Source organism: Rothia sp. L_38, from assembly GCF_050689125.1.
In the GTDB taxonomy this organism is placed as follows: Bacteria; Actinomycetota; Actinomycetes; order Actinomycetales; family Micrococcaceae; genus Rothia.
This window is the reverse complement of sequence record NZ_JBOEQD010000005.1, coordinates 125,636-138,673: the sequence shown is the minus strand read 5'-3', so window position 1 is coordinate 138,673 and position 13,038 is coordinate 125,636. Positions and strand designations below refer to the sequence as shown.

The 13,038-nt window shown below is 60.8% G+C and carries 13 protein-coding genes; 5 read left to right on the top strand and 8 right to left on the bottom strand.

Going from position 1 to position 13,038, the window contains the following annotated elements:
- The first annotated feature begins 16 nt into the window (after positions 1-16).
- The 3 genes from ACRCJM_RS05395 to purM all read left to right on the top strand — a co-directional run bounded on the left by ACRCJM_RS05395 (position 17) and on the right by purM (position 3,414).
- On the top strand, positions 17-388 hold the full coding sequence (locus ACRCJM_RS05395) for a hypothetical protein (RefSeq protein ID WP_431464100.1): 372 nt from the start codon (positions 17-19) through the stop codon (positions 386-388).
- A 155-nt stretch (positions 389-543) separates the two neighbouring features.
- A complete protein-coding gene (gene purF, locus ACRCJM_RS05390; RefSeq protein WP_431464099.1) occupies positions 544-2,271 on the top strand; it encodes an amidophosphoribosyltransferase in 1,728 nt (575 codons plus the stop codon).
- Positions 2,272-3,414, top strand: coding sequence for a phosphoribosylformylglycinamidine cyclo-ligase (gene purM / locus ACRCJM_RS05385; protein WP_431464098.1), 1,143 nt, complete (start codon positions 2,272-2,274; stop codon positions 3,412-3,414).
- Positions 3,415-3,683: 269 nt separating this feature from the next.
- Here purM and ACRCJM_RS05380 read toward each other — a convergent pair whose 3' ends face one another.
- The 8 genes from ACRCJM_RS05380 to ACRCJM_RS05345 form a co-directional block, all read right to left on the bottom strand.
- On the bottom strand, positions 3,684-4,730 hold the full coding sequence (locus tag ACRCJM_RS05380) for a glycosyltransferase (RefSeq protein WP_431464097.1): 1,047 nt from the start codon (positions 4,728-4,730) through the stop codon (positions 3,684-3,686).
- Positions 4,731-4,735: 5 nt separating this feature from the next.
- Entirely contained in the window at positions 4,736-5,758 is a 1,023-nt protein-coding gene (locus ACRCJM_RS05375) for a phosphodiester glycosidase family protein (RefSeq protein WP_431464096.1), read from the bottom strand.
- A gap of 202 nt (positions 5,759-5,960) precedes the next feature.
- Entirely contained in the window at positions 5,961-6,299 is a 339-nt protein-coding gene (locus tag ACRCJM_RS05370) for an endonuclease domain-containing protein (protein WP_237185106.1), read from the bottom strand.
- A 960-nt stretch (positions 6,300-7,259) separates the two neighbouring features.
- Positions 7,260-7,466 carry a DUF3073 domain-containing protein gene (locus tag ACRCJM_RS05365; protein ID WP_431464095.1) on the bottom strand — a complete coding sequence of 69 codons (207 nt, stop codon included), beginning with the start codon at positions 7,464-7,466 and terminating at the stop codon, positions 7,260-7,262.
- Positions 7,467-7,783: 317 nt separating this feature from the next.
- Positions 7,784-9,295 carry a carbohydrate-binding domain-containing protein gene (locus ACRCJM_RS05360; protein ID WP_431464094.1) on the bottom strand — a complete coding sequence of 504 codons (1,512 nt, stop codon included), beginning with the start codon at positions 9,293-9,295 and terminating at the stop codon, positions 7,784-7,786.
- A 58-nt stretch (positions 9,296-9,353) separates the two neighbouring features.
- Positions 9,354-10,226: a polyphosphate polymerase domain-containing protein gene (locus tag ACRCJM_RS05355; RefSeq protein ID WP_431464093.1), complete on the bottom strand. Its 873-nt coding sequence runs from the start codon at positions 10,224-10,226 to the stop codon at positions 9,354-9,356.
- 209 nt (positions 10,227-10,435) lie between these two features.
- Positions 10,436-11,029 carry a DUF4956 domain-containing protein gene (locus tag ACRCJM_RS05350; protein WP_431464092.1) on the bottom strand — a complete coding sequence of 198 codons (594 nt, stop codon included), beginning with the start codon at positions 11,027-11,029 and terminating at the stop codon, positions 10,436-10,438.
- Positions 11,030-11,190: 161 nt separating this feature from the next.
- Positions 11,191-12,123 carry a Sir2 family NAD-dependent protein deacetylase gene (locus tag ACRCJM_RS05345; protein WP_431464144.1) on the bottom strand — a complete coding sequence of 311 codons (933 nt, stop codon included), beginning with the start codon at positions 12,121-12,123 and terminating at the stop codon, positions 11,191-11,193.
- A 217-nt stretch (positions 12,124-12,340) separates the two neighbouring features.
- Between ACRCJM_RS05345 and ACRCJM_RS05340 the strand changes: the two genes are divergently transcribed.
- Together ACRCJM_RS05340 and ACRCJM_RS05335 are read left to right on the top strand one after the other, a co-directional pair.
- On the top strand, positions 12,341-12,562 hold the full coding sequence (locus ACRCJM_RS05340) for a hypothetical protein (RefSeq protein ID WP_431464091.1): 222 nt from the start codon (positions 12,341-12,343) through the stop codon (positions 12,560-12,562).
- Positions 12,553-12,888 (top strand): type II toxin-antitoxin system PemK/MazF family toxin, encoded by a 336-nt coding sequence (locus ACRCJM_RS05335; protein ID WP_431464090.1) that lies wholly within the window; start codon positions 12,553-12,555, stop codon positions 12,886-12,888. The genes ACRCJM_RS05340 and ACRCJM_RS05335 overlap by 10 nt, the downstream gene beginning before the upstream one ends.
- Positions 12,889-13,038 lie beyond the last annotated feature (150 nt).

Here is a 13,038-nt window from a genome sequence, read left to right as displayed (position 1 = left end):
GGTAAGGTTAGTAGTTATGAGCATTCTGTCGAGATTCCGCCGCCCCACCGAACCTGCTACTCCTCTCACTGAGGCAGACAAGCAGGCGGCCCCCGGCCAGCATTTTGCACCGGCGTCCGCCCCCGACCGCGCCAACCTTACCGTGCGCCGTGCCCCCTCTCTCCCGGCCTTCGCTATCACTGGCCTGCTCATCGGCCTCGTGGTGGCCTTCGTAGTCACTGCCTTAGGCCCGGAGAACCCCGACTACACCTTCGGCGCTGTCTTTGGTGTGATGGCGGTTCTCTTTGGCACCCTGTGCACCGCAGCCACCATCGTGGTAGCCCTAATTCTCGATAAGCGCTCCACCAAGCACACCACCACCTACCAAGCGGTCAGCAGCAAAGACTAACCAAAGCCCACCCGTGAGAAAAATGCTCACACGGTGGGCTTTACTTATCAGTAGCGCATCGGGCAGGTACACTTGGTATGTTCGCTCGCTCACGTGTGCTACCTCATGCTGCACAGCGAGATAACCGCCCCACGACAAGAGACGGAAAACCTGCTTTGGCTCGTCCTGACGGAAAACTCTCCTTCGACCTTGACCCTGTTGATTACGGCCCTAAAGACGAATGCGGTGTCTTTGGTGTATGGGCTCCCGGCGAAGATATCGCTAAACTCACCTACTACGGCCTCTACGCCCTGCAGCACCGCGGCCAGGAGTCAGCCGGTATCGCCACCAGCGACGGCAAACGCCTGAACGTCTACAAGGACATCGGCCTGGTCTCCCAGGTTTTTGATGAGGTCACCCTCAACTCCATGACCGGCCATATGGCCATCGGCCACTGCCGCTACTCCACCACCGGCGGCAACATCTGGCAGAATGCCCAGCCGACCCTGGGCGATACCCCCCACGGCACCCTGGCCCTGGCCCACAATGGCAACCTGGTTAACTCGGCAGACCTCTACGACCGCCTGCTGGCTAAGAACGGTGGCAAGCGCCCCGAACGCGGCGAGCTGGCTCAGGGTAATACGACCGATACCGCCCTGGTCACCGCCCTGCTGAAAGATCATGACTTCGACAGCCTTGAAGAGGCTGCCCTCGATTTGCTCCCCACCCTTTCAGGTGCTTTCTGCCTGGTTTTCATGGACGAGCACACCCTGTACGCTGCGCGTGACCCCCAGGGCGTGCGTCCGCTGGTGCTGGGTCGTCTGGATCGCGGCTGGGTCATCGCCTCAGAAACCGCAGCCCTCGACATCGTCGGCGCGTCATTCGTGCGAGAGGTTGAGCCCGGTGAGTTCATCACCATCGATGAGGACGGCCTGCGCTCCCAGCGCTTTGCCGAGGCCAAGCCTGCCGGCTGCGTCTTTGAGTACGTCTACTTGGCTCGCCCTGACACCACTATCTCGGGCCGCAGCGTCTACGAGTCCCGTGTGGAGATGGGCCGCCAGCTGGCTCGTGAACATCAGGTTGAGGCTGACCTGGTCATGCCCACGCCCGAATCTGGCACTCCGGCGGCTATTGGCTACGCTGAGGAGTCCGGCATTCCCTTCGGCAACGGCCTGGTCAAGAACGCCTATGTGGGCCGCACCTTCATTCAGCCCTCGCAGACCATCCGTCAGCTGGGTATTCGGCTCAAGCTCAACCCTCTGCGCTCCGTGGTCGAGGGCAAGCGCCTGGTGGTTATTGATGACTCCATTGTTCGCGGTAACACCCAGCGCGCCCTGGTGCGGATGCTGCGTGAGGCAGGCGCTAAAGAGGTCCATGTGCGGATTTCGTCCCCGCCGGTCAAGTGGCCCTGCTTCTACGGCATCGACTTTGCCTCGCGCTCCGAGCTGATCGCTAACGGCCTGACCATTGAAGAGATCGGTAAGTCGCTGGGCGCAGACTCCCTGGGCTTCATCTCAGAAGAGGGCATGATTGCCGCTACCGAGCAGCCCCGCGAGCGCCTGTGCACCGCTTGCTTTACCGGTAAGTACCCCATTGAGCTGCCCAGCGAAGACCGCCGCGGTAAGTCCATCTTTGATGATTCCAAGGGGGGCCCGCTGGCCGGTACCGCGGCTGAGGTGACGGTGGAGCGTCCTGTTGCCCATAAGCCTTCTAAGGCCAAGGCGGTGTCTATCGAAACCCGCCCCGGCACCGAGGCGCTGGAGCACAAGTTTGATGGTGCCCCGGCGGCGTCATCGGGCACCGGTTCTTGTGAGCCTGGCCCCGATTCAGACCTTGAAGATTTAGTCCTTCCCCAAGATACGATTCCTGCCGATTCTACCGGCACTGACCGAGAGGCCCGCTAAATGAGCGAGAACCAGAACGCAGTTACCTACGCTTCGGCTGGTGTAGATGTTGAGGCGGGCGACCGCGCTGTTGAGCTGATGAAGGACGCCGTCAAGGCAACTCACGGGGCCGGTGTGGTTGGCGGTGTGGGCGGCTTTGCTGGCCTCTTTGACCTGTCTGTACTCAAGGATTACCGCAAGCCCTACCTGGCAACCTCCACCGATGGTGTGGGCACCAAGGTGGCAATTGCCCAGAAGCTCGATATCCACCACACCATTGGCCATGACCTGGTGGGTATGGTGGTCGACGATATCGTGGTGACCGGTGCCCGCCCCCTCTTTATGACCGACTACATTGCCACCGGTAAGGTGGTGCCCGAGCGCATTGCCGATATTGTGCGCGGTGTGGCTGAGGGCTGCTCCCTAGCTGGTACCGCCCTGGTGGGCGGCGAAACCGCCGAGCACCCCGGTCTGCTGGCTGAGGACGAGTACGACGTGGCAGGTGCCGCTACCGGCATCGTCGAGGCCGACGAGCTGTTGGGGCCCGACCGCGTGCGCGAGGGCGATGTACTGATTGCTATGGCCTCCAGCGGTATTCACTCTAACGGCTACTCCCTGGTGCGTAAGGTGCTCTCGGTTGCTGGCTGGGAGTACGAGCGTGAGGTGGCTGAGCTGGGCCGTACCCTGGGTGAGGAGCTGCTGGAGCCCACCCGCATTTACACCGCTGACTGCCTGGATTTGATTGAGGCTTTCCCCGTGAACGGTGAGGACGGCCAGACCGGTTCGGGCGTACGCGGCTTCTCGCATGTGACCGGTGGCGGCCTGGCCGCTAACCTGGCCCGTGTGCTGCCGGTAGGTACCGTGGGCGTGGTGGAGCGTTCGACCTGGGAGATTCCGGCGATTTTCAAGCTGATCGGTGAGCTGGGTTCTGTGCCCCAGGCTGACCTGGAACGCACCCTCAACCTGGGTGTGGGCATGATTGCTGTGGTTGACCCGTCGGTTGCTGATGCGGCCGTTGAGCGTCTGAACAAGCGCGGTCTGCCTTCCTGGGTACTGGGTACCGTGCAGAAGGATTCTGGCGAGCACAAGGCCAACCCCGATTATGTGCAGGGCGCTAAGGGCGTGGACGGCGGCGCTGCGGTGCTGCTGGGGGCCTACAAGTAGGTTTTACAGAAACACATAAATGGTGGTGGGCCCGGTCTTTTTGACCGGGCCCACCACCATTTTTCGTATCTGTTGGATCTTAGGCAACCTTAAGCGGGGCTTGCTGCCCATGTATCTGCTCTCCTGATGCAGCCGAGGTGAGGGCCGCGTCCGTCCTCTTATGCTGTTCTGTCGGGCTGTTTTTCTGTTCGGACTGCTGTTGATCTGCAAAAACCCAGCGGCGCTGCGCTGCGAAACTGACCGGTATGAGTACCAGCTCGACCAGCACCTTAGCGGCCAGTAGCGGCAGCCCTATCCAGGTGAGGGCCTCTAGCAAAGCGGTGTTGGTCGTCAGAATCGCTACAGCCAGTACCGCATAGCGTCCCAGGGAGCGGTGGGTCTGCGGGGGGCCCGCCATCATGCAGAACAATACGGTTGAGGGCAAAGTTGCACAGGGCGGAGATGACGCGGGCTCCCACCACCGCCAGAATCAGGGGCGATCCCAGGGCAGCCAAGACCATGAGGGCTACCGTGTCGATGATGAAGCCCGAGAAACTCGCCGCCAGAAAGGCCAGGAGCGGGGTGTAAATCCGTAGGGAGTCCAGTACCGGGTTGAAGTGGCTGGTGGGATTACCCGGCTCATAGACCTTGGTGATGGGCACCTGGGCCAACTCAACCCCACAACGCGAGGCTCGCAGCAACATATTGAACTCGTACTCATAGCGGTCACCGGGCAGCTCGAAAGCCCAGGGCAGAATCTGCGGGGTCAGGCCGCGCAGACCGGTTTGGGTGTCAGCCAGTTTCTGACCGGTCGACAGACCAAAAAGCGCAGCGGTCAGAGCGTTGCCTACCCGCGAGCGCAGCGGCACCCGGGTGTCGGGGGCAGCGGGGTCAGCGATGGTGCGGACGCCCATCACTAGGGTTTTTTGCCCGGCGGACGCCCGTGCCTCAGCTTCCCTACCCACGGCCAGGATGTCGGCGGGCAGGTGCTGCCCGTCGGCGTCCGCTGTGACAACTACCTCGCCCGGCGCTTCCTGCTGGGCCCAAGCGATTCCCGCTCGCAGCGCCGCACCCTTACCGCCGTTGGCGGGTAAGTGTAGCACAGTCACCGATACCAGCCCAGGCTGGGTTAAGCGGCGCTCGACCGAAGGGGCGGGAGCTAACCGGGCCCCCAGCCGCTCAACCTGCCCAAAGACAGGAGCGAAGTCGGGGCCGGAGCCGTCATTGACCACCAGCACGCGGGCGCTGGTGCCCTCGGCGTGGGCGCGGGCGTCTATATCGTCGATAAGACGCACCAGGGAGGTATCGGGCTTGTAGGCGGGAATCAGAATCAGCATGGCGTTTAGGCTCCTGCGATGTAGAGAATGTCGCTGGTTTCGCGTTCTTCGCCCTTACCGAGCGGGTTGTTGACCAGTGAGTCGTTGAAAATCATGACCGACGAGCCGCCACCGTCGATGTTGTAGGCGGTGGTGCAGCCGGCGTCAATCATCATCTGGGCCAGTTCGGTCATGGTGGCGCCGCGGGAGTAGCCTTCTGAGCGGCCGTCGACCACCATGAAAAGCAGGTGGTTAGTGCCAATGACGCCCACCGCGGTGCGGGGCTGCTCGCCCTGGATAGAGTGGTTACCGAAGTTGGTGTCGACTTCGACGTCCTCGATGCCGTCGAGAATCGCACCGTTCTCTACCAGTGCCGGGCCGAAGGAGAGGGTGTTGAGCACGCCCTCGTCAACGAGTGCCTGGGCGGTGGTGGCGGTTTCGTCGTAGATTTTGACGCTGCCATCGGCGTAGAAGGCTAGGCCGGTGCGGGCAGGAGAGTCGCGGTAGACCACGCCGTTACGCACCACAATGCCGGTTTCGCGGAAGCCGTAGTAGTCGCCGTTGATAGCCCAGATAGCGTTGTGTTCTGCGCCGATGTTGCTGGGCAGGTCAACGATGTTCAGGCCGAACTGGTTGTTAGCGAAGGCCGAGCGCAGGATGCTCGCTGACCCCAGCTTGACCTCCGCGGTGTAGGCGGTGATCTGGTCGCTGGTGCCCTCGTTGAGCACGATGGTATTCAGGGCGATAGAGCCGTTATCTGCGGTGACGCCGGTGTCGGTCACCTGCATGTTGATCAGTTCGGTGTCGGATGCCGCGGCGCTCGTGGTGCTGTTCGAGGCAGCCTGAGCCTCGTAGGCGGCTACGTCTGCGATTTCGGTGTGGTCACGCAGGTAGCGGTTATAGGCCCAGCCGCCGCCCAGGCCTGCGGTACCCAAGAGACCCAGGCTGCCCACCAGGGCGGTACGACGAGAAATCGTTGACTTATTAGCGTCACGTACTTGGGTGTGCGGTGTGGTCTGTTCAAAGTTCTGGTCTGCATTAGTATTCATACCCTCCACTATGGGCAGCTAACCCATGACGCAGGCTTGTCTAACCTATGCCCCAGCTGTGACTGCACCCGAGCGTACCTAGCCGAGCGCGGACGTCCGCGCCTACACCGCTAACCCTTCTCTAACTGTGGCACTGACCGCCAAATGTGGCAACGCCACCGCCACATTTGGCGGTAGCCACAACATGTTGCGCCCCCGCCCATCAGCGGACGCCCTTATCCACCAGATTCTTTCGCACAAGCTCAGGGTTATTCATCAGGTCGCTCCACCTAACACGCACAAAACGATAGCCTCGCAGCTCAAGGTCACGCTGACGAATAACTTCCTTCTGAAGCACATGATCCGGCTGCCCATAAGCTCCCGAGTACTTCACGTCTCCATCGACCTCCAGGATGACTTTGGCATCCTCCCACAAAAAATCAGGACGATAGTACCGCTGCCCCACCCAAATAACTTTCTGTTCCTCAGGCCGAGACAGACCCCACGACATCACCAGATACCGTGCAACCGTCTCTGCAGGCGACTCAGATTTTTCGCTCATATACTCAGCTATCTTTTGACGCTGTTTCGAATACCTACCGCTGCTTTTGAGCACGGCACTCCGCAGCTCGGCAGCTGGCACCAAACGGTGGTGCAGAAAATAATCCGCAACGCACAAAGCGCTCAAAAAAGGAAGACTCTGGCAGCAGTCAAGTATCGTCTGCAGAGGCGTAGTCACAGCTAGCCCCTGATTCAGTACTGCCTGGTCACAGATTTCTTTGCGCGACCTACTCACATGTACACCCGGTTTTGACCGCACAGCAGAAGAAGCGCTGCTCACCCATATCTTTGCGGGTGCTTCCAATAAAGGCGCTCCCCACCAAAGAGCTGCAGATGAATGACTCAGCACATACTGAGGGTGCGTCTTCATAAACGCCACATGCTGGGCCATAAACCGGTGACGGCCGTCCCAACTTTGCCATGTCTGCACCGGCGTATAGGCATTGGTCGCGATCTTATACAGTAGACCCCGTCGACACCGCCGAGAAATTTCGGACGAGCTGATACCTTCGTCTTTCAGCTCCGATGAGGTTTTGATCTGATCGTATATCCTGCTCATACCCACTACCTTGACCACCAGACCTCGCGTTTTCTAGAGGGGGCGGTGAATCTGTGGATAACTTCAGCTATTTTTTGCTCTTATCAGCCTGTATGTCGTAGCGGCCTCGCTATGTGTTAAGAATCGTCCACAGGGCTTGACAGCTTTGCAAGTATCGGCGCTGCTCCAGGAGCCGCGAAGACGGACGACTCTGCGCGACGCGCCTAGCCGAGCACGGGCGTCCGCGCCTACACCGCTAACCCTTCTCTAACTGTGGCGCTGACCGCCAAATGTGGCGACGCCACCGCCACATTTGGCGGTAGCCACAACATGTTGCGCCCGCACCCATACAAAAGCCCGCCACCGGCAGGCGGTGGCGGGCTAGAAAAAGAGACGGGAAGAACCCGCGTGGTGCTACGCGGGTTACTTCTCTTGATAATCGTCGGCGTACTTATCTGCGTATTCCGAGTAGTCGTCCTCGTCATCGTACTGATAACCAGACGTCTTAGGCTGAGAGCTGGTGCTCTTGCTCAGTTCGCGTTCGAGTGCAGTGTAGTCGGTGTCGGGGCTGAAGTACTTCATCTCCCGAGCCTGCCGAGTTGCTTTAGCCTTCTGACGGCCGCGCCCCATGGCGAGACCCCCTCTTTATCGCTCGTATCTGGCCACCCGCGTGCGCGCAGGGGTGTGCCAGAAAAACTTTCAGTCTTTTCTGTATCTAAGGGTACATGTTTTTACGCGTCTTTGCTTGCCTGTTCGCCACATGAGATGTAAGAAACTGCTAAAAACCACAAAAATATAGAGAACGGTCGTTTTATTTCACATAGCTCCCCTCCTGGCAAAGAGAAGCTCCGCGTCACCCGACCAGAAAGAGGTGACGCGGAGCGGTAGGGCAGCCGGCGAAGGTCTAGGCTGCGAGTGTCGTTATCGCCGGCTGAGTTTATGGGGCTTTAGGGGCGGCCACCGGGTGCCATACCACCCATGCCACCTGCGGCAGCACCGGAGGTTGCTGTAGCGGTATCGGCCTCTGAGCCGTTGACACTGATGGTGTAGGTTTCACCCTCGGTGACGGAGCTACCGGCTACAACCACCTGGGAGATGGTCTTGGTTGAGGTGTATTCAGCTACGACCTCACCACTGGAGTTAGTAACGGTTACGGTGTCACCCGCTGAGACGCTGGCAGAGAACTGGGCGTAGGCACCCTCCATACCCTCGAACATGTCGCCGGAGTCGCCCTGAATCAGGGTGCCGCCGATGATGGTCAACCCGCCCGCGGCGTCAGTTGCGCCGTTGCCACCGGTGGAGGGGCCGTTGACGACAACGGTGCCGCCTGAGATTTCCGCGGTGCCGTTGGAGTCAATACCGTCGCCCTCGACGTTCAGGGTGAGCTCGCCGCCGGTGATGGAGATGGACGCGTCAACGACCTGGTCCATGCCACCGCCGGAGGTGGTGGTTGAGGTTGAGTCGGTGGAGGGAATGGTGGCATTGATACCGTCATCGGAGCTGGTGGCGTTAGTGACTCCGCCGCTGATGGTCAGGTACTGACCCTCGATAGCTTCGACCGATTCTTCGATGGTCAGGGTGCCGCCTGCGATTTCAAGTTCGCGTTCTGACTTGAAGCCGTCGTCACCTGCGCTGATGGTGACGGCGCCATCCAGCAGGCGTACCCAGCCGCGCTCGGCGTCCGTATCGTTGGTGGCCTTGATGCCGTCGCTAGTGGCGGTGACATCGATAGTGCCACCGAGAATGTCGACGTAGTCCTTGCCCTTGATACCGTCGTCGGTTGCGGTGACTTCGATGGTTCCGCCTGCGATGGTCAGACCGTCGCCGCTGGCGATGCCGTCGCCGTAGTTACCGGTGACGGTCAGGGTACCTTCACCGGCGAGGGTAAGGTCGGTGCGGGCGTAGAGGGCGGCGTCGGGGTCTTCTTCGCCGGTGGCTGCGTAGGTGGAGCTGTCGGTGACGGTGTTAGTGGTACCGGCTTCGGTGTAGATGATGGTTTCGTTGGCACTTTCGGCGTCGATGGCGGCACCGTCGCTGTTGGTGATGGAGGCGTTATCGAGGATCAGGCGTACGACGTCCTCGTCACCGGCGGCGACCACAACCTGCCCGTCAGCTAGGGTGCCGGTGAGGCGGTAGTTACCGGCGGCGGTGATGGTGATGACGCCGTTTTCAACGGTGACGCCGTCGGTGGCGGTGGGGTTGGAGAGGTCGATGGTGACTTCGGTTGAGGCGTCCCAGGTGAGGTCGTCTGCGTCGTAGTGGGTGTCGTAGCTGATCACGGAGGCTACAGTGGCTCCGGACGCAGTGGCTACAGCGGTTGCCGCAGCTGAGCTTGATGAGGTGGTGGTGGTTGAAGTGCTGGAGCTTGCGGTGGTTCCTGCGGAGCAACCTGCCAGGGCCAGGGTGCCGACCAGGGCTACGGAGGTCAGGGCTTTGGTGAGGGTTGCGGGCATCTTCATGGATTTTTCCTTTGTTTTCTGGTCTTGGTTTGTGGAAAGTTTGTGGGGCTGGCTGGTTTTAGCTGGCCAGGGCCGCGAAGCGGGCTTCGGCTTCGACCGGCTGCAGGTACATGTTGCGGGCGATGGTTCGGTTCCACTTGTTGGAGGGCAGATCGGGGTTGAGGGCTGCCATACCGGTGGCGAACTTTGAAATCTTCGAGGGGCGGATGCCTGCCCGCCACAGGTGCTTGTCTGCTACCGAGGGGGCTGAGCCTGACTTGGTTTCGATGATGACCATGCCGGCTGCGGTGTAGTCGGTGCCGACCTCGTACTGGGAGTGGGGCCCTAAGGCTCGTTCGCTCATGGGGGTCCAGGTCAGGTGGGTGTCGATGGTCATGCGGGAGTCGACCGGGTTGTGTTCGGACGCCGGTAGCAGCACGGTGGTGCGGCGGTAGGCGGTGGTCAGGATGGGTTCAAAGGCGGTGGCCGGGGCGTCGATGAGGCCGCGCAGGGATTCTTCGACGTAGTCGCGGCCTGCGGCGTTGAGGTAGGCCCGGTCTGCGGCGGGGTAGGGGATGCGTTCCTTGACGGTGACTGCCCGGGCGCCCTCGGTCTTGACTTCTAGGAAGGTTTCGCCGGTGTCTACGTAGGAGCGGGTGCGGATCTTGTAGCGGTTGCGGCGGCCGGTGGCGGCCAGCTTGTAGGAGTCTAGGTTTTCGGTGTCGAAGTAGACCGAGTCGTAGGCGAAGTCGCGTTCGCCGTTGATTTCGAGTACGGACGCATCGGCGGGCAGGTTGGAAAGTACCGCTGCGGCGTAGAGGCCGTCGACGATGTACTTGCGGTCGACGCGGGTCTGCATGGCTGCTTTGGCGTTCAGTTCGTCCAGGCTGATGCCGGGCCAGTGGGCCGGGACCAGGGTGGCGGTGTTCTGGGTGAAGGCTGTAGCAGTCATGGCGGTCTTTCTGTCGTGCTCTGTTCGGGCTGTTGTTAACAGTCTGGTGGGCGAAGCTATGTTTAAGCTGTGGTGAACTTAGCTTGAACTTATGCATGCCAAACTTTTTTATTTCCCCTTGTCAAAAGGTAAAAATAAGGATGCCCGCCCCGACTTTCTTGCCCCTGGCAAGTAAAGCGGGTGCGGGCGTCCTGCTCGCTCACTGACCCCTAGCGCACGCTGGTGAGGGAGCCGGTGGCGGGCAGAGTCTTCTTGGAATCTCCCACGGTGTAGCGGATGTTGGCGATGGTCTTGTCGTTGATGAGGTCAAGCTCGGCGATGGTAGCGTTCTCGATGCTGTAGCCCAGCTGGGTTGAGAGGTAGGCCTTGAGTTCTTCTTCGTCGCTGATGGCGCGGTCGACAATGATGGTCTGGCTGCGCAGGGTGGTCATGAGCTTGGAGTGGTCAACCACGAACATGATGGCCAGTAGCAGGGCTGAGAGGCCGAGAGCCAGGCCGATGGGTTCGAGGCCGATACCCATGAGCAGGCCGAGGGCGAGCGCTGCGAAGTAGTAGGCGACTTCGCGCTGGTCGAGCTCGGTGGAGCGCAGGCGGATGATGGACAGTACGCCGAAGAGGCCCATACCCATGCCCGCGCTGGTGGCGTCGGCGTTAGCCAGGGCGACGGTGACGGCGAAGACGCCCACGTTGATAATGATGTAGGAGACCACGAGGTCGCGGCGGCGGTGGCGGGCCACATACATGCCGCACAGAATTAGGATGGCGACGAGGTCAAGGGCGGCTGCTGTGATGATGGTGTTCACGGGAGTTCTCCGAGGGGTGTATCTGGTCTTGTTTTGCTTGATAACCAGTGTTCTCCCAGAGTCTGTGTTTAGCCTGTGTTGTACTTAGCCTTCACTTATGAGCACCTACAGACATCCCCTTTAGTGCCTTTGACCTGGTGAAACTCACAGAAGAAAAAGTTTTAGATGCCTTCGTGCGGGGCTGTAACGGCATAAAGGGCGTCGGTGACGTCGGCGCGCCAGAGGTAGGTGGCACGCGCGTCCGCCCGGCCCGGGCCCTGGTTGATGACGGCGATGGGCTTGCCCGCGCGGGCGAAATCGAGGGCGATTTTGTAGGAGCTCATCACGGCCAGAGATGAGCCGAGCACCAGCAGGGAGCGCGCCCGCTCCCCCAGTTCTTTCACGGCCTGCTTGCGGGCAGGTGGAACGGGTTCACCGAAGTAAACGACGGCGGGTTTGAGCTTGGTCGAGCCGCAGGCCAAGCAGCCGACCATCTGAAAATCTTGAATAAAACGGGTATCGATCTCGGCGTCGCCGTCGGGGTTAACCTGCAAGGTGGTACTGGAAAGGCGTTCAAGGTAGCCGGGGTTGGCGGCCTCGATACGGGTATCGAGGGAGGTGCGGCCCTCGTCCGCGCCGCAATCTAGGCACTCGATGCGGGAGAGGTCCCCGTGCAGGGTCAGGACCTTCTGTGAGCCGGCGGCGGTGTGCAGGCCATCGACGTTTTGGGTAATGAGCCCGGCCAGGTGCCCGCGGGCTTCCAGCTCTGCCAGCAGGTAGTGGGCGGTGTTGGGGCGCGCCCGGTTCATCTGCCGCCAGCCCACGAAGGAACGGGCCCAGTAGCGCTGCCGCGCCACCTCGTCGAAGCGGAATTCCTGGTAGGTCATGGGCCGGTGGTTGCGCAGGGACCCGGCGGGGCCGCGGTAGTCGGGGATCCCTGAGCCTGTGGAGATTCCTGCCCCTGTGAGCACCAGAACCTGCCCGTCGTGCAGGAGCTGCCGGACGCCGTCCGCCGCTACCTGCGGGTCGGTGGGCTGGGCCATTTCGGCTACCACCCGGTCGATGGAGCGCAGGGCTGCCGCATGGGTGGCGGCGATATCGGCGTGCGCGGTGATGGACGCGGACGCCCCGGCAAAGCGGGTATCGATCGGGGTGGGTGCGGGCTGGGGCTGGTTCACTCTTCTAGTTTAAAAGACAAAGACCCTATCGCTTCTCTCTTGACCCCGAGATAATCTGTAGGGTCAAGAGAGAAACAATAGGGTCATGCAGTGCCATGTTTGTGGGGCTTACCCACCCTCGACACTTTCACCCGTAATAACTCATACTTAATGTATGAGTGCCACAACGATTCGAGTAACCCAGGAAGTGCGCGACCGCCTTAAAACTCACGCTAAAGCCTACGGTCATACCCTCAACGAGCACCTCATGGCGCTCCTTGATGAAGAGGAACGCGCTATGCGCTTTGAACAGCTCGCCCGGGATTTGAAGAAAAGCCCGCCCGATGCCTCTTATCACCGAGAAGCCGAAGAATGGCAGAGTGACGCATGGAGCTAGAGATTCAGGAAGGTGAACTGTGGTGGGCTAAGCCTGACGCCACGGTCGGCAGGGAGCAGTCCGGCCGCCGCCCCGTCTTGATCATCAGCAACCCCTTCTATAACAGGCTGGTTGATACTCTTGCTGTTGCTGTGCCCCTGACCTCCCAGAATCGAGGCTGGAGTAACCATGTTCTCGTGCCACCTAACTGCGGGCTCGGCAAGGACTCCTGGGCCATGACCGAGCAGGTACGCACTATCTCCCGGCGCCGCCTCACCGCCCGCATTGGTGCCGTCGACGCGACCACCCTTGCAGAGGTACGCCGCTGGGTAAAAGATTTCATCTAAGAGAATCTAGCGCGGGTGAAGCAGACTCACAGCGAAGCTACTGGCTCGACGGAGTGCGCTGGTTTGACAGAGCGTAGGGATGTGCCTGAGCCGGCTGGCTCGGGGCTGGCGTGAATCACGGCGAGCCCTCCAGGGCGAGACGTGAGAGGG